Origin of the sequence: Burkholderia sp. Bmkn7, assembly GCF_041103175.1 — a bacterium.
Taxonomy (GTDB): domain Bacteria; phylum Pseudomonadota; class Gammaproteobacteria; order Burkholderiales; family Burkholderiaceae; genus Burkholderia; species Burkholderia cepacia.
Window position 1 is genome coordinate 1,601,101 of sequence record NZ_JBGCUH010000003.1, and the last position, 19,800, is coordinate 1,620,900.

General features: G+C 64.8%; 16 protein-coding genes. 14 read left to right on the forward strand and 2 right to left on the reverse strand.

Going from position 1 to position 19,800, the window contains the following annotated elements:
* Nucleotides 1-10: 10 nt before the first annotated feature.
* From carB to AB3K92_RS29030, 3 genes are all read left to right on the forward strand, one after another.
* Nucleotides 11-3,265 carry a carbamoyl-phosphate synthase large subunit gene (gene carB / locus AB3K92_RS29020; RefSeq protein WP_021163363.1) on the forward strand — a complete coding sequence of 1,085 codons (3,255 nt, stop codon included), beginning with the start codon at nt 11-13 and terminating at the stop codon, nt 3,263-3,265.
* Between the two features lie 118 nt (nt 3,266-3,383).
* Complete coding sequence (gene greA / locus AB3K92_RS29025; RefSeq protein WP_021163362.1) at nt 3,384-3,860, forward strand: transcription elongation factor GreA; 477 nt, start codon at nt 3,384-3,386, stop codon at nt 3,858-3,860.
* Nucleotides 3,861-3,874: 14 nt separating this feature from the next.
* The gene (locus AB3K92_RS29030; RefSeq protein WP_021163361.1) at nt 3,875-4,333 is read left to right on the forward strand and encodes a DUF4149 domain-containing protein; all 459 of its coding nucleotides are present in this window, start codon (nt 3,875-3,877) and stop codon (nt 4,331-4,333) included.
* 79 nt (nt 4,334-4,412) lie between these two features.
* Here the strand turns inward: AB3K92_RS29030 and AB3K92_RS29035 are convergent, their stop codons facing one another.
* On the reverse strand, nt 4,413-4,940 hold the full coding sequence (locus AB3K92_RS29035) for a YhbY family RNA-binding protein (protein WP_059486740.1): 528 nt from the start codon (nt 4,938-4,940) through the stop codon (nt 4,413-4,415).
* Nucleotides 4,941-5,133: 193 nt separating this feature from the next.
* Between AB3K92_RS29035 and AB3K92_RS29040 the strand changes: the two genes are divergently transcribed.
* The 11 genes from AB3K92_RS29040 (at nt 5,134) to phoR (ending at nt 17,373) form a co-directional block, all read left to right on the forward strand.
* Nucleotides 5,134-5,796 carry an RlmE family RNA methyltransferase gene (locus AB3K92_RS29040; protein ID WP_021163359.1) on the forward strand — a complete coding sequence of 221 codons (663 nt, stop codon included), beginning with the start codon at nt 5,134-5,136 and terminating at the stop codon, nt 5,794-5,796.
* A gap of 166 nt (nt 5,797-5,962) precedes the next feature.
* Nucleotides 5,963-7,861: an ATP-dependent zinc metalloprotease FtsH gene (gene ftsH / locus AB3K92_RS29045; RefSeq protein WP_021163358.1), complete on the forward strand. Its 1,899-nt coding sequence runs from the start codon at nt 5,963-5,965 to the stop codon at nt 7,859-7,861.
* A gap of 72 nt (nt 7,862-7,933) precedes the next feature.
* Nucleotides 7,934-8,833, forward strand: coding sequence for a dihydropteroate synthase (gene folP / locus AB3K92_RS29050; RefSeq protein WP_124909664.1), 900 nt, complete (start codon nt 7,934-7,936; stop codon nt 8,831-8,833).
* Between the two features lie 28 nt (nt 8,834-8,861).
* The gene (gene glmM / locus AB3K92_RS29055) at nt 8,862-10,217 is read left to right on the forward strand and encodes a phosphoglucosamine mutase (RefSeq protein WP_021163356.1); all 1,356 of its coding nucleotides are present in this window, start codon (nt 8,862-8,864) and stop codon (nt 10,215-10,217) included.
* A gap of 453 nt (nt 10,218-10,670) precedes the next feature.
* Complete coding sequence (gene pstS / locus AB3K92_RS29060; RefSeq protein WP_027787874.1) at nt 10,671-11,705, forward strand: phosphate ABC transporter substrate-binding protein PstS; 1,035 nt, start codon at nt 10,671-10,673, stop codon at nt 11,703-11,705.
* A 94-nt stretch (nt 11,706-11,799) separates the two neighbouring features.
* Nucleotides 11,800-12,786, forward strand: coding sequence for a phosphate ABC transporter permease PstC (gene pstC / locus AB3K92_RS29065; RefSeq protein WP_369466342.1), 987 nt, complete (start codon nt 11,800-11,802; stop codon nt 12,784-12,786).
* Nucleotides 12,783-13,676 carry a phosphate ABC transporter permease PstA gene (pstA, locus tag AB3K92_RS29070; protein ID WP_021157278.1) on the forward strand — a complete coding sequence of 298 codons (894 nt, stop codon included), beginning with the start codon at nt 12,783-12,785 and terminating at the stop codon, nt 13,674-13,676. The genes pstC and pstA overlap by 4 nt, the downstream gene beginning before the upstream one ends.
* A 15-nt stretch (nt 13,677-13,691) precedes the next feature.
* Nucleotides 13,692-14,540, forward strand: a complete 849-nt coding sequence (gene pstB / locus AB3K92_RS29075; protein ID WP_021157277.1) for a phosphate ABC transporter ATP-binding protein PstB — start codon at nt 13,692-13,694, stop codon at nt 14,538-14,540.
* 18 nt (nt 14,541-14,558) lie between these two features.
* Nucleotides 14,559-15,263 (forward strand): phosphate signaling complex protein PhoU, encoded by a 705-nt coding sequence (gene phoU, locus AB3K92_RS29080; protein WP_021157276.1) that lies wholly within the window; start codon nt 14,559-14,561, stop codon nt 15,261-15,263.
* 31 nt (nt 15,264-15,294) lie between these two features.
* Nucleotides 15,295-15,996 (forward strand): phosphate regulon transcriptional regulator PhoB, encoded by a 702-nt coding sequence (phoB, locus tag AB3K92_RS29085; RefSeq protein ID WP_027787869.1) that lies wholly within the window; start codon nt 15,295-15,297, stop codon nt 15,994-15,996.
* A gap of 57 nt (nt 15,997-16,053) precedes the next feature.
* Nucleotides 16,054-17,373: a phosphate regulon sensor histidine kinase PhoR gene (gene phoR, locus AB3K92_RS29090; RefSeq protein WP_021157274.1), complete on the forward strand. Its 1,320-nt coding sequence runs from the start codon at nt 16,054-16,056 to the stop codon at nt 17,371-17,373.
* A gap of 127 nt (nt 17,374-17,500) precedes the next feature.
* Here phoR and ppk1 read toward each other — a convergent pair whose 3' ends face one another.
* Nucleotides 17,501-19,564: a polyphosphate kinase 1 gene (gene ppk1 / locus AB3K92_RS29095; RefSeq protein ID WP_021157273.1), complete on the reverse strand. Its 2,064-nt coding sequence runs from the start codon at nt 19,562-19,564 to the stop codon at nt 17,501-17,503.
* Between the last annotated feature and the right edge of the window lie 236 nt (nt 19,565-19,800).

Consider the following 19,800-nt stretch of genomic DNA (forward strand, 5'->3'; position numbering starts at 1 on the left):
TTCACAAGCCATGCCAAAACGCACAGACATCAAGAGCATCCTCATCATCGGCGCCGGCCCGATCATCATCGGCCAGGCGTGCGAGTTCGACTATTCGGGCGCGCAGGCTTGCAAGGCGTTGCGTGAGGAGGGCTACAAGGTCGTTCTCGTCAACAGCAACCCGGCGACGATCATGACCGACCCGAACACGGCCGACGTGACCTACATCGAGCCGATCACGTGGGAAGTCGTCGCACGCATCATCGAGAAGGAGCGCCCGGACGCGATCCTGCCGACGATGGGCGGCCAGACCGCGCTGAACTGCGCGCTCGACCTGCACCACCACGGCGTGCTCGAGAAGTTCGGCGTCGAGCTGATCGGCGCGTCGCCGGAAGCGATCGACAAGGCGGAAGACCGCCAGAAGTTCAAGGAAGCGATGACCAAGATCGGTCTCGGTTCCGCGAAGTCGGGCATCGCGCACTCGATGGAAGAAGCGACCCAGGTGCACGCCGAGATCATGGCCGGCACCGGCGGTAGCGGCTACCCGGTCGTGATCCGTCCGTCGTTCACGCTCGGCGGCTCGGGCGGCGGCATCGCGTACAACCGCGAAGAGTTCGAGGAAATCTGCAAGCGCGGTCTCGACCTGTCGCCCACGCGCGAGCTGCTGATCGAAGAGTCGCTGCTCGGCTGGAAGGAATACGAGATGGAAGTCGTGCGCGACCGCGCCGACAACTGCATCATCGTCTGCTCGATCGAGAACCTCGACCCGATGGGCGTGCACACCGGCGACTCGATCACGGTCGCGCCGGCGCAGACGCTCACCGACAAGGAATACCAGATCCTGCGTAACGCATCGCTCGCGGTGCTGCGCGAGATCGGCGTCGACACGGGCGGCTCGAACGTGCAGTTCTCGATCAACCCGAAGGACGGCCGCATGGTCGTCATCGAAATGAACCCGCGCGTGTCGCGTTCGTCGGCGCTCGCGTCGAAGGCTACCGGCTTCCCGATCGCGAAGGTCGCGGCGAAGCTGGCCGTCGGCTACACGCTCGACGAGCTGAAGAACGAAATCACCGGCGGCCAGACGCCGGCGTCGTTCGAGCCGACCATCGACTACGTCGTCACGAAGATCCCGCGTTTCGCGTTCGAGAAGTTCCGTGAAGCCGACTCGCGCCTGACCACGCAGATGAAGTCGGTCGGCGAGGTGATGGCGATCGGCCGTACGTTCCAGGAATCGTTCCAGAAGGCGCTGCGCGGCCTCGAAGTCGGTGTCGACGGTCTCGACGAGAAGTCGACCAACCGTGACGAGATCGCGATCGAGATCCACGAGCCGGGCCCGGATCGCATCTGGTACGTCGGTGATGCGTTCCGCATCGGCATGACGGCCGAGGAAATCTTCGCGGAAACCGCGATCGACCCGTGGTTCCTCGAGCAGATCGAGCAGATCATCCTGAAGGAAAAGGCACTCGCGGGCCGCACGCTCGCATCGCTGACGTTCGACGAGCTGCGCTACCTGAAGCAGAGCGGCTTCTCCGACCGTCGCCTCGCGAAGCTGCTCGGCGCGACGCCGGAAGACGTCCGCAAGCGCCGCATCGAACTCAACGTGCGCCCGGTCTACAAGCGCGTCGACACGTGCGCGGCCGAGTTCGCGACGAAAACCGCGTACATGTACTCGACCTACGAGGAAGAGTGCGAGGCGCAGCCGACCACCAACAAGAAGATCATGGTGCTGGGCGGCGGCCCGAACCGGATCGGCCAGGGCATCGAGTTCGACTACTGCTGCGTGCACGCGGCGCTCGCGATGCGCGAGGACGGCTACGAAACGATCATGGTCAACTGCAACCCGGAAACGGTGTCGACCGACTATGACACGTCCGACCGCCTGTACTTCGAGCCGCTGACGCTCGAAGACGTGCTCGAGATCGTCGACAAGGAAAAGCCGGTCGGCGTGATCGTCCAGTACGGCGGCCAGACGCCGCTGAAGCTCGCGCTCGACCTCGAGGCGCACGGCGTGCCGATCGTTGGCACGTCGCCGGACATGATCGACGCGGCCGAAGACCGCGAACGCTTCCAGAAGCTGCTGCAGGACCTCGGCCTGCGCCAGCCGCCGAACCGCACCGCGCGCGCCGAAGACGAAGCGCTCGCGCTGGCCGACGAAATCGGCTATCCGCTGGTCGTGCGTCCGTCGTACGTGCTGGGCGGCCGCGCGATGGAAATCGTCCACGAGCCGCGCGACCTCGAGCGCTACATGCGCGAGGCCGTGAAGGTGTCGAACGATTCGCCGGTGCTGCTCGACCGCTTCCTGAACGATGCGATCGAGTGCGACGTCGACTGCATCTGCGACGGCGAAGCCGTGTTCATCGGCGGCGTGATGGAGCACATCGAGCAGGCGGGCGTCCACTCGGGCGACTCCGCATGCTCGCTGCCGCCGTACTCGCTGTCGAAGGAAACCGTGGCCGAGCTGAAGCGCCAGACGGGCGCGATGGCGAAGGCGCTGAACGTGGTCGGTCTGATGAACGTGCAGTTCGCGATCCAGCAGGTGCCGCAGGCTGACGGTTCGAAGCAGGACATCATCTACGTGCTGGAAGTGAACCCGCGCGCATCGCGCACGGTTCCGTATGTGTCGAAGGCGACCAGCCTGCCGCTCGCGAAGATCGCGGCGCGCGCGATGGTCGGCCAGAAGCTCGCGCAGCAGGGCGTGACGAAGGAAGTCGAGCCGCCGTACTTCAGCGTGAAGGAAGCGGTGTTCCCGTTCGTCAAGTTCCCGACCGTCGATCCGGTCCTCGGGCCTGAAATGCGTTCGACCGGCGAAGTGATGGGCGTCGGCCAGACGTTCGGCGAAGCGCTGTTCAAGTCGCAGCTCGCGGCCGGTTCGCGCCTGCCGGAGTCGGGCACGGTGCTGCTGACCGTGATGGATGCGGATAAACCGAAGGCGGTCGAAGTCGCGCGCATGCTGCACGACCTCGGCTACCCGATCGTCGCGACGAAGGGCACGGCTGCCGCGATCGAAGCGGCCGGCGTGCCGGTGAAGGTCGTGAACAAGGTGAAGGACGGCCGTCCGCACATCGTCGACATGATCAAGAACGGCGAGATCGCGCTCGTGTTCACGACCGTCGACGAAACGCGCCAGGCGATCGCCGATTCTCGTTCGATCCGCATGAGCGCGCAGGCGCACAAGGTCACGTACTACACGACGATGTCGGGCGCGCGCGCGGCAGTCGAAGGCTTGCGCTACCTGAAGGATCTGGAAGTCTATGATTTACAAGGTCTTCACGCTCGCCTAAACTAAGCAGTCAGTTACCTGTCGAAGCAACACGTGCCGCGATTAGGCGGTGTTTCCAGTGCATCGGAAACGCGCTTAATCGCGGTGATTTTTTTTATAGCCGTTTTTAGCGATTGAGCCGTTTATGAGCACCATTCCGTTGACAAAGCGTGGCGCAGAGCAACTGCGCGATGAATTGCAGCGCCTCAAGTCCGTCGAGCGGCCGGCCGTGATCAACGCGATCGCGGAGGCCCGCGCACAGGGCGACCTGTCCGAAAACGCCGAATACGATGCCGCGAAGGAAAAGCAGGGCTTCATCGAGGGTCGTATCGCGGAAATCGAATCGAAGCTGTCGGCCGCGCAGGTCATCGATCCGACCGTGCTCGACGCCGAAGGCCGCGTGGTTTTCGCATCGACCGTCGAACTCGAGGATCTCGAGTCGGGCGACACCGTCAAGTACCAGATCGTCGGCGACGACGAAGCCGATATCGATCACGGCCTGATCTCGGTCAGCTCGCCGATCGCGCGTGCGCTGATCGGCAAGTCCGAAGGCGACGTCGCGGCCGTGCAGGCGCCGAGCGGCGTGCGCGAATACGAAATCATCTCGGTCAGCTACATCTGAAGCGGGGCGACACGATGCCGCATCGCGTGTTCCGTCTGCTGTCGGCCGTGTGGGTCGGCAGCCTGCTGACGATCGGGTATGCGGTCGCGCCCGTGCTGTTCAAGACGCTGGAGCGGATGACGGCCGGTTCGGTCGCCGCCCAGCTGTTCCGTATCGAGGCGATCCTCGGTGTCGTATGTGGCGTGCTGCTGCTCGCGCTGTCGAACCAGCAGGTTCGACGCGGCAGCAGCGAATATCGCCGCGTGCGCTGGGTCGTCGCCGCGATGGTCGTATGTGTGCTGGTCGGGTATTTTGCGCTGCAACCGTTCATGAACGCGCTGCGGGTCGCCGCGATGGACGCGGGCACCGATATCGCGAATTCGCCGTATGCGAGCCGCTTCGGGATGCTGCACGGCGTCTCGAGCGTGTTCTACCTCGTCGAGAGCGTGCTGGGGCTGATGCTGATCTGGCGTCTGCCGGCGCGCGACGCCTGACGCGTGTGCCGCGCAGGCCCGGTCGATGCCGGGCCCGCGGGCAGGGTGGCGGGACGGCGCAGCCGTGCCGCCCCGATGCTTACTTGTCCTGGAACGGCCGCTTGGTGCTGGCCTGGCGCTTTTTCGCACGCTTCACGGTACCGCCCGCCGTCACGCGCTCGTTGCCGCGCACCGTGACCTTGACCGGCCGCGGACGGCGCACGGGGCTCGCGTTCGGCGACACCTTGACGACCTTGACGGTGCGCGGTGCACGGCCTTTCTTGTCGTCCACGGCTTCGGCCGCGCTCGGCAGCGTGCCGGCACGACGGCCGCGGGCCGGGGCCGCAACGGCGGCTTCGGGTTTCCAGATCACCAGCAGCTTGCCGATGTGCTGGATCGGCGCCGCGCTCAGGCGATCGCAGATCTCGTCGTAGATCGCGATGCGCTCGTCGCGCTCGTCGCCGAACACGCGGATCTTGATCAGTTGGTGCGCGTCGAGGTGCACCTTGATTTCCTTCAGCACGGCGTCGGTCAGCCCTTCGGCGCCGATCAGCACGACGGGCTTGAGCGCATGGGCCTGGGAGCGCAGCGCGGAGCGCTCGGCGGGAGAAAGCGAAAGGGCGGGCATGGAAATGTCGAAATCTAAATAAGGGCGCGCTGACTGAAAAGCGATCGCGGGTAGTTACCGCGTCAGCCGTGCGCCGAAACCACGTAAAATCGCGGCTTGGGCCCGAAAAGGGGCCGCAGCCGCGCGAAGAAGACGCGTATTATCCGCTAAAAGCGCGGCTTCACGAAGCAATTGGCAGCAATCTCTCTTTCGAATGGCAAAAAACCGCTTCAACCAGCACTGGCTGCACGACCACATCAACGACCCGTACGTCAAAATGGCGCAGCGGGAGGGCTATCGCGCGCGTGCCGCGTACAAGCTGAAGGAAATCGACGAGCAGGACAAGCTGATCCGTCCGGGCCAGGTGATCGTCGATCTCGGCGCGACGCCGGGCAGCTGGAGCCAGTATGCCCGCAACAAGCTCGCGCAGGGCAAGAAGCGCGATGCGGAGCGCGAAGGCGGCATCGACGGCACGATCGTCGCGCTCGACATCCTGCCGATGGAGCCGATCGCCGACGTCCACTTCCTCCAGGGCGACTTCCGCGAGGATGACGTGCTTCACCAGCTCGAGGAATTGCTCGAAGGCCGCGCGGTGGACCTTGTTATTTCCGACATGGCCCCCAACCTCTCCGGCGTGGCCTCGGCGGACGCGGCGCGCATCGAGCATCTCTGCGATCTGGCGCTCGAATTCGCGCAGAACCATCTGAAGCCGGATGGTGCGTTGCTCGTGAAATGTTTCCACGGCAGCGGCTACAGCCAGATCGTCGAGAAATTCAAACAGCAGTTTAAGACCGTCGCGCCGCGCAAGCCGAAGGCGTCCCGCGACAAATCGTCCGAAACGTTCATTTTGGGTCGGCATCTGAAACGTCCGCGCTGATGCGCGGCGGGGTGCCGCAAACGGGCTCCGGCCCTTGCCAGACAAGCGAAGCGCTATCGCGGCGGTTGTCAATGCTTATGGCGAGGGTGGTCGGACTGGATTAGAATGACCGAGGGGCGCCGCAAGGAAAATGTAGGCGCTCGTCTACGAGTGAAGGAGTGGTGCTTTGAACAACAATATGTTTTCGAAGGCAGCGGTGTGGCTGGTGATCGCACTGGTGCTGTTTACGGTGTTCAAGCAGTTCGACAAGCCCCGCGTCCAGGAAGGCGTGTCCTATTCGCAGTTCATGGACGACGCCAAGAACGGCAAGGTCAAGAACGTCATCGTTCAGGGGCGCAACCTCACCGTCACTCCGGCTGATGGCCAGAAATACCAGATCGTGTCGCCCGGCGACATCTGGATGGTTGGCGATCTGATGAAGTACGGCGTGCAGGTCAGCGGCAAGGCCGACGACGAGCCGAATGCGCTGATGTCCGCGCTGTACTACCTCGGGCCGACGATCCTGATCATCGTGTTCTGGTTCTACATGATGCGGCAGATGCAGGGAGGCGGCAAAGGCGGCGCGTTCTCGTTCGGCAAATCCCGCGCGCGGCTGATCGACGAGAACAACAACGCGGTGAACTTCTCCGACGTCGCGGGCTGCGACGAAGCGAAGGAAGAAGTGTCCGAGCTCGTCGACTTCCTGCGCGATCCGCAGAAATTCCAGAAGCTCGGCGGCCGCATTCCGCGCGGCGTGCTGCTCGTCGGCCCTCCGGGTACCGGCAAGACGCTGCTGGCCCGCGCAATCGCGGGTGAAGCGAAAGTGCCGTTCTTCAGCATCTCGGGTTCGGACTTCGTCGAAATGTTCGTCGGCGTCGGCGCGGCCCGTGTGCGCGACATGTTCGAGCAGGCGAAGAAGCATGCACCGTGCATCGTGTTCATCGACGAAATCGATGCGGTCGGCCGTCATCGCGGCGCCGGCATGGGCGGCGGCAACGACGAGCGCGAACAGACGCTGAACCAGATGCTCGTCGAGATGGACGGCTTCGAGGCGAACTCGGGCGTGATCGTGATCGCCGCGACCAACCGTTCCGACGTGCTCGACAAGGCGCTGCTGCGTCCGGGCCGTTTCGACCGCCAGGTCTACGTCGGTCTGCCGGACATCCGCGGCCGCGAACAGATCATGCGCGTGCACCTGCGCAAGGTACCGATCGCGAACGACGTCGATGCGGCAGTCATCGCGCGCGGCACGCCGGGCTTCTCGGGCGCCGATCTCGCGAACCTCGTGAACGAGGCCGCGCTGTTCGCCGCACGCCGTGGCAAGCGCATCGTCGAGATGCAGGATTTCGAGGACGCGAAGGACAAGATCTTCATGGGTCCGGAGCGCAAGTCGGCGGTGATCCGCGAGGAAGCGAAGCGTGCGACCGCTTATCACGAGTCGGGCCACGCGGTGATCGCGAAGCTGCTGCCGAAGGCCGACCCCGTGCACAAGGTCACGATCATTCCGCGCGGTCGCGCGCTGGGTGTCACGTGGCAGTTGCCGGAGCATGACAACGAAACGTACTCGAAGGACTACCTGATGGACCGCCTCGCGATCCTGTTCGGTGGCCGGGTGGCGGAAGAGTTGTTCATGAACCTCGTCAGCACCGGTGCGTCGGACGACTTCAACAAGGCAACGCAGACTGCGCGCGCGATGGTCGCCCGTTTCGGCATGACCGATGCGCTCGGGCCGATGGTTTACGTCGACGACGAAAACGATGCATCGCCGTTCGGCCGTGGCTTCACGCGCACGATTTCGGAAGCGACGCAGCAGAAGGTCGATTCGGAAATCCGCCGCGTGCTCGACGAACAGTACGGCCTTGCGCGCCGCCTGCTCGAAGAGAACCGCGACAAGGTCGAAGCGATGACCGCCGCGCTGATGGAGTGGGAGACGATCGATGCCGATCAGATCAACGACATCATGGAAGGCCGTCCGCCGCGTTCCCCGAAGAGCTCGCCGGCTGTCGGCGGCGATTCGTCGGGTGGCGGCAGCAGCGCCGAGGTGAAGGCCGGCAACGCGCCGGCGCCTGCGTCGCCGGCGGCATAATCTCCGCTCTTTAGCACCGTTCACGGGCTGGTGTGTCTTCACACCGGCCCGTTTTGCATTCATTCACGCCAGTTGCCCGTGTCCGATTCCGCTGTTTCCCCCCAAATTCCCGCGCCGCTCCGGTGCGGCCGCTTCGAACTGACGTTCGAGCGCCCGCTCGTGATGGGCATTCTCAACGCCACGCCCGATTCGTTCTCCGACGGCGGCCGCTTCCTCGCGCGCGACGATGCGCTGCGCCAGGCCGAGCGGATGATTGCCGATGGCGTCGATCTCCTCGATATCGGCGGCGAATCGACGCGCCCCGGCGCACCGCCGGTGCCGCTCGACGAGGAACTCGCGCGCGTGATCCCGCTTGTCGAAGCGCTGCGCCCATTGAACGTGCCGCTGTCGATCGATACCTACAAGCCGGCCGTGATGCGCGCGGCACTGGCCGCAGGCGCCGACCTGATCAACGACATCTGGGGGTTCCGCCAGCCGGGCGCGATCGACGCGGTGCGCGAGGGCAATTGCGGGCTGTGTGCGATGCACATGCTCGGCGAGCCGCAAACGATGCAGGTCGGCGAACCCGATTACGGCGACGTCGTGACCGACGTGCGCGATTTTCTCGCCGCACGCGCGCAGGCATTGCGCGACGCGGGGATTGCGCCGGAGCGGATCTGCGTCGATCCCGGTTTCGGGTTCGGCAAGGCGGTCGTCGACGACAACTATGCACTCCTGGCCGCGCTGCCTGAAACGGCGCCCGCGCGGCCCGACGGGCGCGCGTATCCGATACTCGCGGGCATGTCGCGCAAGTCGATGCTCGGCGCGGTGATCGGCGGCAAGCCGCCGATGGAGCGCGTCGTGGCGAGCGTGGCGGCCGCATTGTGCGCGGTCGAGCGTGGGGCGGCGATCGTGCGCGTGCACGATGTCGCGGCGACGGTCGATGCGTTGAAAATCTGGAATGCCGTGCGCGAAGCCGCGCGGCAACGATAAGTCAGAAGACGAAGGAGGAAGATTCGCTATGGGACGTCGATATTTCGGCACGGACGGCATTCGCGGCACGGTGGGCGAGGCACCCATCACGCCGGATTTCGTGTTGCGTCTCGGCTACGCGGCCGGCAAGGTACTGGCCAGCTCGGCCGATGGCGCGGCAGGCTCGCGGCCGACCGTGCTGATCGGCAAGGACACGCGCGTGTCGGGTTACATGCTCGAAGCCGCGCTCGAGGCAGGGTTCTCGGCGGCGGGCGTCGACGTGATGCTGGCCGGCCCGATGCCGACGCCAGGGGTCGCCTACCTGACGCGCGCGTTGCGCCTGTCGGCGGGCGTCGTGATCAGCGCATCGCACAATCCGTATCGCGACAACGGAATCAAGTTCTTCTCCGCTGACGGCAACAAGCTGCCGGACGACACCGAAGCCGCGATCGAAGCGTGGCTCGACAAGCCGCTCGAATGCGCATCGTCCGACGGTCTCGGCAAGGCGCGCCGCCTCGACGATGCGGCCGGCCGCTATATCGAATTCTGCAAGAGCACGTTCCCGGCCGCGTTCGACCTGCGCGGGCTGAAGCTCGTGATCGACTGCGCGCACGGTGCCGCGTACCAGATCGCGCCGCACGTGTTCCACGAACTCGGCGCGGACGTGATCCCGATCGGCGTCGCGCCGAACGGCTTCAACATCAACGACGGCGTCGGCGCGACCGCGCCGGACGCGCTGGTGCGCGCGGTGCGCGCGAACCACGCCGATCTCGGCATTGCGCTCGACGGCGATGCGGACCGCCTGCAGGTCGTCGACGCGACCGGTCGCCTGTACAACGGCGACGAGCTGCTCTACGTGCTCGTGAAGGACCGGATCGCGACCGACGGCAAGGTGGAGGGTGCGGTCGGCACGCTGATGACGAATCTCGCCGTCGAAGTCGCGCTGCAGCGCGCGGGCGTGAAGTTCGTGCGGGCGGCGGTCGGGGATCGCTACGTGCTCGAGCAGTTGCGCGAGCACGGCTGGCAACTCGGCGCGGAAGGCTCGGGCCACATCCTGTCGCTCGATCGCCACTCGACCGGCGACGGCATCGTGTCGGCGCTGCTCGTGCTGGCTGCGCTGAAGCGCAGCGGCCAGACCCTCGCGCAGATGCTCGACGGCGTCACGCTGTTCCCGCAGAAGCTGATCAACGTGCGGATGAAGCCGGGTGCCGACTGGAAGGGCAGCACGTCGATTCGTGCAGCGATCGACGCAGCCGAAGCCGCGCTCGCCGGCAGCGGCCGTGTGCTGATCCGCGCATCGGGCACCGAGCCCGTGTTGCGCGTGATGGTCGAAGCGCAGCAAGCGGCCGACGCGGTTCGCCATGCGGAGACGATCGCCGACGCGGTGCGCGCGGCGACGGCCTGACGCGCGGGCCCGGCGCGAGGGCGGTCTGACGCCCGCGCGCCGGTGTTCCGTTGAACCGGCATGCGGCGCCTTCGGGGCGCCGCGATTTCGTCAGACGCAAAGGTTTGCGATACCTATAAGTAACGCATATCGCCTGCCGCATGCCCCGGACGAAAAAACGTCCGACCCCGAGATCGGGGCAGCTGCCGGCGGAGGCTTTTCGTACCACCGACGCGGTGCCGCGATCCCGCCACACAATGAGAAACGGGGCGTCATCCCGTCCGTTCCGGGCAGGCAATTCCTGCCGCCATCGCCCCTCCGGCGCCGTCTGCGCGCCACGCGCGCCGACCCGGTTACTCCCTTTCAACCAGTCATGTTACTGTCACGCCAGTTTCATCGATTGTCACATTACCGTCATGAGGAGCCCCTAACCTTCGCGGTGCCGTAGTCATCCGCTCACACACTGGAGGTCTCATGAAATTGATGCAAACCGCGATTGCCGGCCTGGCTGGCGCGCTTTTCGCCGTCGCCGCCCACGCTGCCGACATCACGGGCGCAGGCAGCACGTTCGCGATGCCGATCTATACGAAATGGGCTGCTGACTACCAGCAGACCGGCGGCGCGAAGGTCAACTACCAAGGTATCGGTTCGTCGGGCGGCCTGAAGCAGATTATCGCGAAGACGGTCGATTTTGCCGGCTCGGACGCTCCGCTGAAGGATGACGAGCTCGCGAAGGAAGGCCTGTTCCAGTTCCCGACGGTGGTCGGCGGCGTGGTGCCGGTCGTCAACGTGCCGGGCGTGAAGGCCGGCGAACTGACGCTGTCGGGCCCGGTGCTCGGCGACATCTACCTCGGCAAGATCAAGAAGTGGAACGACCCGGCGATCGCCGCGCTGAACCCGAAGGTCAAGCTGCCGGACACGGACATCGCCGTGGTCCGCCGCGCTGACGGCTCGGGCACGAGCTTCATCTGGACGAACTACCTGTCGAAGGTCAACGACGAGTGGAAGTCGAAGATCGGCGAAGGCACGACGGTCAACTGGCCGACGGGCACGGGCGGCAAGGGCAACGACGGCGTCGCGGCCTTCGTGCAGCGCCTGCCGGGCGCGATCGGCTACGTCGAGTGGGCGTACGCGAAGAAGAACAACATGATCTACACGGCCCTGAAGAACTCGACGGGCACGGTGGTCGAACCGAAGACCGAAACGTTCAAGGCCGCTGCCGCAGGCGCGAACTGGTCGAAGTCGTTCTACCAGATCCTGACGAACCAGCCGGGCAAGGAAGCATGGCCGGTCGTCGGCGCGACGTTCGTGCTGCTGCACGCGAAGCAGGAAAAGCCGGAGCAGGGCGCGGAAACGCTGAAGTTCTTCAGCTGGGCGTTCAAGAACGGCGAGAAGGCTGCTGACAGCCTCGACTACATCTCGCTGCCGCCGGCAGTCGAAGCGGAAATCCGCAAGCAGTGGAAAGTCAAGGTGACGGACGCTTCGGGCAAGCCGGTCGCCGCCGAGTAAGCATTGCAGCGGTTCGCTGCCCGGCCGTGCCGGCCGGGCAGTGTGTGCGGTAAAGCCGGGCGTTACGGCGCCCGGCAATCAAAAGCAGGCACCCATGTCTGATATTTCTTACACGTCCTCCCGGTCGCCCGATAGTGCGCAGCAGCGCGCGCCGAGCCGTCTCGGGGATGTCCTGTTCGGCGGCCTTGCTCGGCTCGCCGCGATCGTGACCCTGCTGCTGCTGGGCGGGATCATCGTTTCCCTGATCATTGCGTCGATGCCGACCATCCAGAAGTTCGGCCTCGGCTTCCTGTGGCAATCCGAGTGGGATCCCAACTCGGACATCTACGGCGCGCTCGTGCCGATCTACGGCACGATCGTGACGTCGATCATCGCGCTCGTCATCGCGGTGCCCGTCAGCTTCGGCATCGCGCTGTTCCTCACCGAGCTGTCGCCCGTGTGGCTGCGCCGCCCGCTCGGTATCGCCATCGAGCTGCTCGCCGCGATTCCGTCGATCGTGTACGGCATGTGGGGCCTGCTCGTGTTCGCGCCGATCTTCGCCGAATACTTCCAGAAGCCGATCGGCCGCCTGTTCAAGGACGTCTGGGTGCTCGGCCCGCTGACTGCCGGCCCGCCGATCGGTATCGGCATCCTTGCAGCCGGCGTGATCCTCGCGATCATGATCATCCCGTACATCGCATCGGTGATGCGCGACGTGTTCGAAGTCACGCCGGTGCTGCTGAAGGAGTCGGCCTACGGGATCGGCTGCACGACCTGGGAAGTGATGTGGAAGGTGGTGCTGCCCTACACGAAGACGGGCGTGATCGGCGGCGTGATGCTCGGCCTCGGCCGCGCGCTCGGCGAAACGATGGCCGTGACCTTCGTGATCGGCAACACGAACCTGCTCGACAGCGTGTCGCTGTTCGCGCCGGGCAACAGCATCACGTCGGCGCTCGCGAACGAATTCGCGGAAGCGCAGCCGGGCCTGCACACATCCGCGCTGATGGAACTCGGCCTGATCCTGTTCGTGATCACGTTCATCGTGCTGTCCATCTCCAAACTGCTGCTGCTTCGTCTCGAGAAGGGAGAGGGCAAGAAATGAGCGAGCCCATCATGAATTTCCCGGGGCCGGACGGCGCCGCGCTCGACGCGATGCGCAACCGCCTGCAGCGCAAGCGCAAGGCCGTCAACGCGATCGCGCTCACCGCGTCGCTCGGCGCGATGGCCTTCGGGCTGCTGTGGCTCGTGTGGATTCTCTACACGACGGTGCATCTCGGCGTCGGCGGCCTGTCGCTGCAACTGTTCACCGAATCGACGCCGGCGCCGAACACGGAAGGCGGCGGTCTCGCGAACGCGATCGTCGGCAGCCTGCTGCTGTGCGGTTTCGGCACGCTGGTCGGCACGCCGATCGGCATCCTCGCAGGCGTCTATCTCGCCGAGTACGGCCAGAAGAACCTGCTGGCGAGCACGATCCGCTTCATCAACGACATCCTGCTGTCGGCGCCGTCGATCGTCATCGGCCTGTTCGTGTATGCGATCGTCGTCGCGAAGTCGGGGCGCTTCTCGGGCTGGGCCGGCGTGATCGCGCTTGCGCTGCTGCAGATTCCGATCGTGATCCGCACGACGGAGAACATGCTGAAGCTCGTGCCGAACGCGCTGCGCGAAGCGGCCTTCGCGCTCGGTACGCCGAAGTGGCGCATGGTGTTGAAGATCACGCTGCGCGCATCGGTCGGCGGGATCGTGACGGGCGTGCTGCTCGCGGTCGCGCGGATTGCCGGCGAAACGGCGCCGTTGCTGTTCACCGCACTGTCGAACCAGTTCTTCTCGTGGGACATGAGCCAGCCGATGGCGAACCTGCCCGTCACGATCTACAAGTTCGCGATGAGCCCGTTCGCGGAGTGGCAGTCGCTCGCATGGGCGGGCGTGTTCCTGATTACGCTCGGGGTGCTCGGACTCAACGTCCTGGCGCGCTCGATCTTCTCGAAAAAGTAACGGCGGAGCAATCCGATGAATATGGCAGAGAGCCACCTGAATCCCGTCGAGCGCACCGCTGCGCCGGCCGGCACGCATGACGCGGCGAACGATCGCCCGCTCGCGCCGCTGAACGCGAAGATCGAGGTCAACAACCTCAACTTCTTCTACAACAAGTTCCACGCGCTGAAGAACATCAACCTGCGCATTCCCGAAGGGAAGGTGACGGCGTTCATCGGCCCGTCGGGCTGCGGCAAGTCGACGCTGCTGCGCACGTTCAACAAGATGTTCGCGCTCTATCCGGAGCAGCGCGCCGAAGGCGAAATCCTGATGGACGGCGAGAACCTGCTGACGACGAAGCGCGACATCTCGCTGCTGCGCGCACGTATCGGCATGGTGTTCCAGAAGCCGACCCCGTTCCCGATGTCGATCTACGACAACATCGCGTTCGGCGTGAAGATGTTCGAAAAGCTCACGCGCTCGGAAATGGACGACCGCGTCGAGTGGGCGCTCACGAAGGCCGCGCTGTGGAACGAAGTGAAGGACAAGCTGAGCCAGAGCGGCTACGGCCTCTCGGGCGGCCAGCAGCAGCGTCTGTGCATCGCGCGCGGCATTGCGATCCGTCCGGAAGTGCTGCTGCTCGACGAACCGTGCTCGGCGCTCGACCCGATCTCGACCGGCCGCATCGAGGAACTGATCGCGGAGCTGAAGAGCGACTACACGGTCGTGATCGTCACGCACAACATGCAGCAGGCAGCGCGCTGCTCGGATTACACGGCCTACATGTACCTGGGCGAGCTGATCGAATTCGGCGAGACCGAAAAGATCTTCATCAAGCCGGTGCGCAAGGAAACGGAAGACTACATCACCGGCCGTTTCGGTTGATGACGGAGAACAACAGCCATGTCGGATAAACATCTGTCGAGCCAGTTCGACGCGGACCTCAATGCCGTGTCGTCGAAAGTGCTGGAAATGGGCGGGCTCGTCGAGTCGCAGATCGTCGGCGCGATGCACGCACTGAACGAGTTCGATCGCGATACGGCCGAGAAGGTGATCGCGGCCGAGGAAACGCTGAACGCGATGGAAGTCGACATCGACCAGGAGTGCGGCAACATCATCGCGCGGAGACAGCCTGCCGCGCGGGACCTGCGCCTTTTGATGTCGATTTCGAAAACGATTACGAACCTCGAGCGCGCCGGCGACGAGGCCGAGAAGATCGCGAAACGCGTGCGCCGCCTGGTCGACGAGCCGGCCGCGCGTGCGGTCAACATCGCCGAGATCAAGGTGTCGGGCGAGATGGCCGTGACGATCCTGCGCCGCGCGCTCGACGCGTTCGCGCGTCTCGATACGGTGGCCGCCGCGCAGATCGTCAAGGACGACAAGGAGATCGACCAGGAATTCCGTGCGTTCGTGCGCAAGCTCGTGTCGTACATGCAGGAAGATCCGCGCACGATCTCGGTCGGCCTCGAATACCTGTTCATCGCGAAGGCGATCGAGCGGATCGGCGACCACGCGAAGAACATCGCCGAATTCATCATCTACATCGTGAAGGGCACGGACGTGCGGCATCAGCCGCGCGACACGCTCGATCGCGAAGCCAACAGTTAATCGACTCCGTACAGGGAAAAAAGAGGTGCCGATGCCCAGCAACATTCTCGTCGTTGAAGATGAGCCCGCGATTTCCGAACTGATCTCGGTGAATCTCCAGCACGCCGGTCACTGCCCGATTCGTGCGTACAACGCCGAACAGGCGCAGAACCTGATCAGCGACGTGCTGCCCGATCTCGTGCTGCTCGACTGGATGCTGCCGGGCAAATCCGGCATCGCGTTCGCGCGCGACCTGCGCAACAACGAACGGACCAAACACATCCCGATCATCATGCTCACCGCCCGCGGCGACGAGCAGGACAAGGTGCTCGGCCTCGAAATCGGCGCGGACGACTACGTGACGAAGCCGTTCTCGCCGAAGGAACTGATGGCGCGGATCAAGGCCGTGCTGCGCCGCCGTGCGCCGCAGCTGACCGAGGACGTCGTGTCGATCAACGGGCTGCGCCTCGACCCGGCCACGCACCGCGTCGCCGCGCATGCGGAAGGCAGCGAGATCAAGCTCGATCTCGGCCCGACCGAGTTCCGCCTGCTGCATTTCTTCATGACGCATCCGGAGCGCGTGCACAGTCGCACGCAACTGCTCGACCAGGTATGGGGCGACCACGTGTTCGTCGAGGAGCGCACCGTCGACGTGCACATCAAACGATTGCGCGCGGCCTTGAAACCGGCTGGTTGCGATGCGATGATCGAGACCGTGCGCGGCAGCGGCTACCGGCTCGCCAAGCACGCGTAACGTATCCGGGCCTGCCGTGTGCCACGGCAAGCCGTTCATTCTTTCGGGCGCTGAATCATGAACATCATCTGGGCGCGCTTTCTGGTGTCGCTCGTGCTGCTCGTGCTGATCGGCGTATTGGTCGGCGTTTTCGCCGGCCCGACCGCGGGCCTCGTGTTCGTGGTCGTGATGCTGGTTGCGCAGGGCTTTTTCAGTACCTTTCACACGCAGCGTCTGTGGCGGCTGCTCGATGCGCCGGTCTACGGTGAAGTGCCGAGCGCGCCGGGCATCTGGGGCGAGATCTACTATCGTCTGCACAAGCTCGCGAAGCAGTGGCATGCGCAGGTGCGGCAGGTCGAGCAGCAGCATTCGCGCTTCATCCAGGCGATCCAGGCGTCGCCGAACGGCGTCGCGATGCTCGACGATCACGACCAGATCGAGTGGTGCAATGCGATCGCCGAGGTCCATTTCGGCCTGGATGCGAAGCGCGACCTGCGCCAGCACATCACCAACCTGGTACGCCATCCCGATTTCGTCCGCTACCTGAACGCGCAGCATTACGACGAGACGCTCGTGATGCGCGGCATGGGCGACTCGCGGCAGAACGTGCTGGAAGTGCAGGTGTTTCCGTACGGCGAGAACCGCAAGCTGCTGCTCACGCAGGACATCACCGAGCTCGAGCGGACCGACGCGATGCGGCGCGACTTCGTCGCGAACGTGTCGCACGAACTGAAGACGCCGCTCACCGTGCTGTCGGGCTTTCTCGAGACGATGCGCGAGCTGCCGCTGAACGAGGAAGACCGCGCGCGCTATCTCGAGATGATGGAGCAGCAGGCATCGCGGATGCGGCACATCGTGACCGACCTGCTGGTGCTCGCGAAGCTGGAGGGCGAAAGCAAGCCGCCGGTCGATCGCGCGATCGACATGCGCGCCGTGTTCGATCACCTGAAGGAGGATGCGCAGACGCTGTCGAACGGGCATCACGACATCGCGTTCTCGATCGACGAGACGCTCGGCGTCACCGGCGCGCAGACGGAGCTGTTCAGCGCATTCGCGAACCTCGTCACGAACGCGATCCGCTATACGCCGGAAGGCGGGAAGATCGTCGTGACGTGGCGGCGCGAAGGCGCGCAAGGCGTGTTTTCCGTCACGGACAGCGGCTTCGGCATTCCGGCCGCCGACCTGCCGCGGCTCACCGAACGCTTCTATCGCGTCGACCGTAGCCGTTCGCGCGACACGGGTGGCACGGGGCTCGGGCTCGCGATCGTCAAGCACGTGCTGCAGCGGCACGACGCACACCTGTACGTGCAGAGCGAGGAAGGGCGCGGCAGCACGTTCACTGCGCGGTTCCCGGGTTCGCGTGTCATCGCGATTCGGCCGGCCACGTACGAGGCATGATCGCGTAACGGTATCCGTCGCTCGTCCGGCGAGCGGCGGCATGCCGGATCCGCAACGAAAAAGCGCAGCCCGCGGGCTGCGCTTTTTCGTTGGCGACGCGGCGTGCAACTCGCGCCGCGTTGCCGGTTCACGAGCAGAACTTCGCGAGCAGCCCGAGTTGCGCGTTGCGGATCGTCTTGCCGGCGCGGCGCCGGCGGTAGTGGCCGTCGCTGTGCATCTGCCATGCCGACTGGTTGTCGCCAAGGCACACCGACAGGCCTTCGGCGATCACGCGCCGCTTGAGCTTGCGATCGCGGATCGGGAACGCGACTTCGACGCGGCGGAACAGGTTGCGGTCCATCCAGTCGGCGCTCGACAGATAGACGTCCTCGGCACCGTTCGCGTGGAAATAGTAGATCCGGTGGTGCTCGAGGAAGCGGCCGACGATCGAGCGCACGGTGATGTTTTCCGACAGCCCCGGCACGCCGGGCTTCAGCGCGCAGACACCGCGCACGATCAGGTCGACCTTGACGCCGGCCTGCGACGCTTCGTACAGCGCCGCGATCACCGTCGGTTCCAGCAACGCGTTCATCTTCGCGACGACGCGCGCGCGCTTGCCGGCACGCGCATTGTCGATCTCCGCGCGGATCGAGTCGATGATGCGCGGATGCAGCGTGAACGGCGACTGCCACAGCTCGTGCAGCGTGAGTTCGCCGCCGATGCCGGTCAGTTGCTGGAACACGTGATGGACGTCCTCGCAGATCTTCTGGTCGGCCGTCATCAGCCCGAAGTCGGTGTAGAGGCGTGCCGTGCGCGGGTGGTAGTTGCCGGTGCCGAGGTGCACGTAGCGGCGCAGCGACGCCTTGCCGCCCTGCACGACGCGCCGCACGATCAGCATCATCTTCGCGTGGCACTTGTGGCCGACCACGCCGTACACGACATGCGCGCCGACGGCCTCGAGCTGCGACGCCCAGTTGATGTTGGTTTCCTCGTCGAAGCGCGCGAGCAGTTCGACGACGACGGTCACTTCCTTGCCGTTGCGCGCGGCTTCCATCAGCGCGTCCATCAGCGGCGAATCGGTGCCGGTGCGGTAGATCGTCTGCTTGATCGCGACGACGCTCGGGTCCTTCGCGGCCTGCTGCAGCAGTTCGAGCACCGGCTGGAAGCTCTCGTACGGGTGGTGCAGCAGGATGTCGCCGTTGTCGATCGCGTCAAACATCGTCGGCGCGTTCGTGATCGCGGCGGGCGTCGACGCGGTGAACGGCGTGAACTTCAGGTCGGGGCGGTCGACGAGATCGGGAATCTGCATCAGCCGCACGAGGTTCACCGATCCGGCCACGCGATAGCAATCCTTGTCGCCGAGCTCGCTTTCGTCGAGCAGGCGTCGCACGATGTGCGGCGGCGTGTCGGCCGACACCTCGAGGCGCACCGCGTTGCCGAGGTGGCGCGCGGGCAGTTCGCCCTGCAGCGCGACGCGCAGGTTCGTGATCTCGTCTTCGTCGACGAACAGTTCGCTGTTGCGCGTGATACGGAACTGGTTGCAGCTCTTCACGACGAGTTGCGGGAAGAGTTCGCCGACGAAGCGCTGCATGAACGAGCTCAGCAGCACGAAGCCGTGCTCGAAGCCCGACAGCGCGTGCGGCATGCGTACGACGCGCGGCAGCGCGCGCGGCGCCTGCACGATGCCCATCACGGCCTGGCGGCCGAATGCGTCGCGGCCTTCGAGCTCGACGACGAAGTTCAGGCTCTTGTTCAGCACGCGCGGGAACGGGTGGGCGGGATCGAGGCCGATCGGCGTCAGCACGGGCAGCAGCTCGTCGAGGAAGTAGTGCCGCGCCCATTCGAGCTGCTCGTCGTTCCAGGTGTCGCTCGCATGGAAGTAGATGCCTTCCTGCTCGAGCGCGGGCAGCACGGTTTCGTGCAACATCGTGTACTGTCGATGGACGAGCCGCTGCGCGCGTTCGACCACGAGATCGTAAGCATGTTGTAACGACATCCCGTCGGGCGTCAGGGCGCCGGGGTTGTCGCGGATCTGCTCCTGAAGGCCGGCCATGCGGACTTCGAAGAATTCGTCGAGGTTGCTGCTGGTGATGCAGATGAAGCGGAGGCGCTCGAGCAACGGGACTTGCGGATCGGCTGCCTGGGCCAGCACGCGCTCGTTGAAACCGAGGATGCCGAGTTCACGATTGAGAAGCGGATAACGGACGGACATCGGCAGAGTTGGGGGTGATTCAGGCGATGATTCGAAAGGACGCTCGGAAACTCTCACGGTACGATGACGTGCTGATGACAGTGATGTATTTGTATCGGGAAATTCTACGCTTTAATCGTTTCGCCCCATAAATGTTTCGACGATATGCAAACGAGCGGTATGCATGCCCGTGAAGCGTGGCAACGGCAAGCGTTCCACGCTTAAAATGTCGCCTTTGATTGATCGCCCAGGGCTGT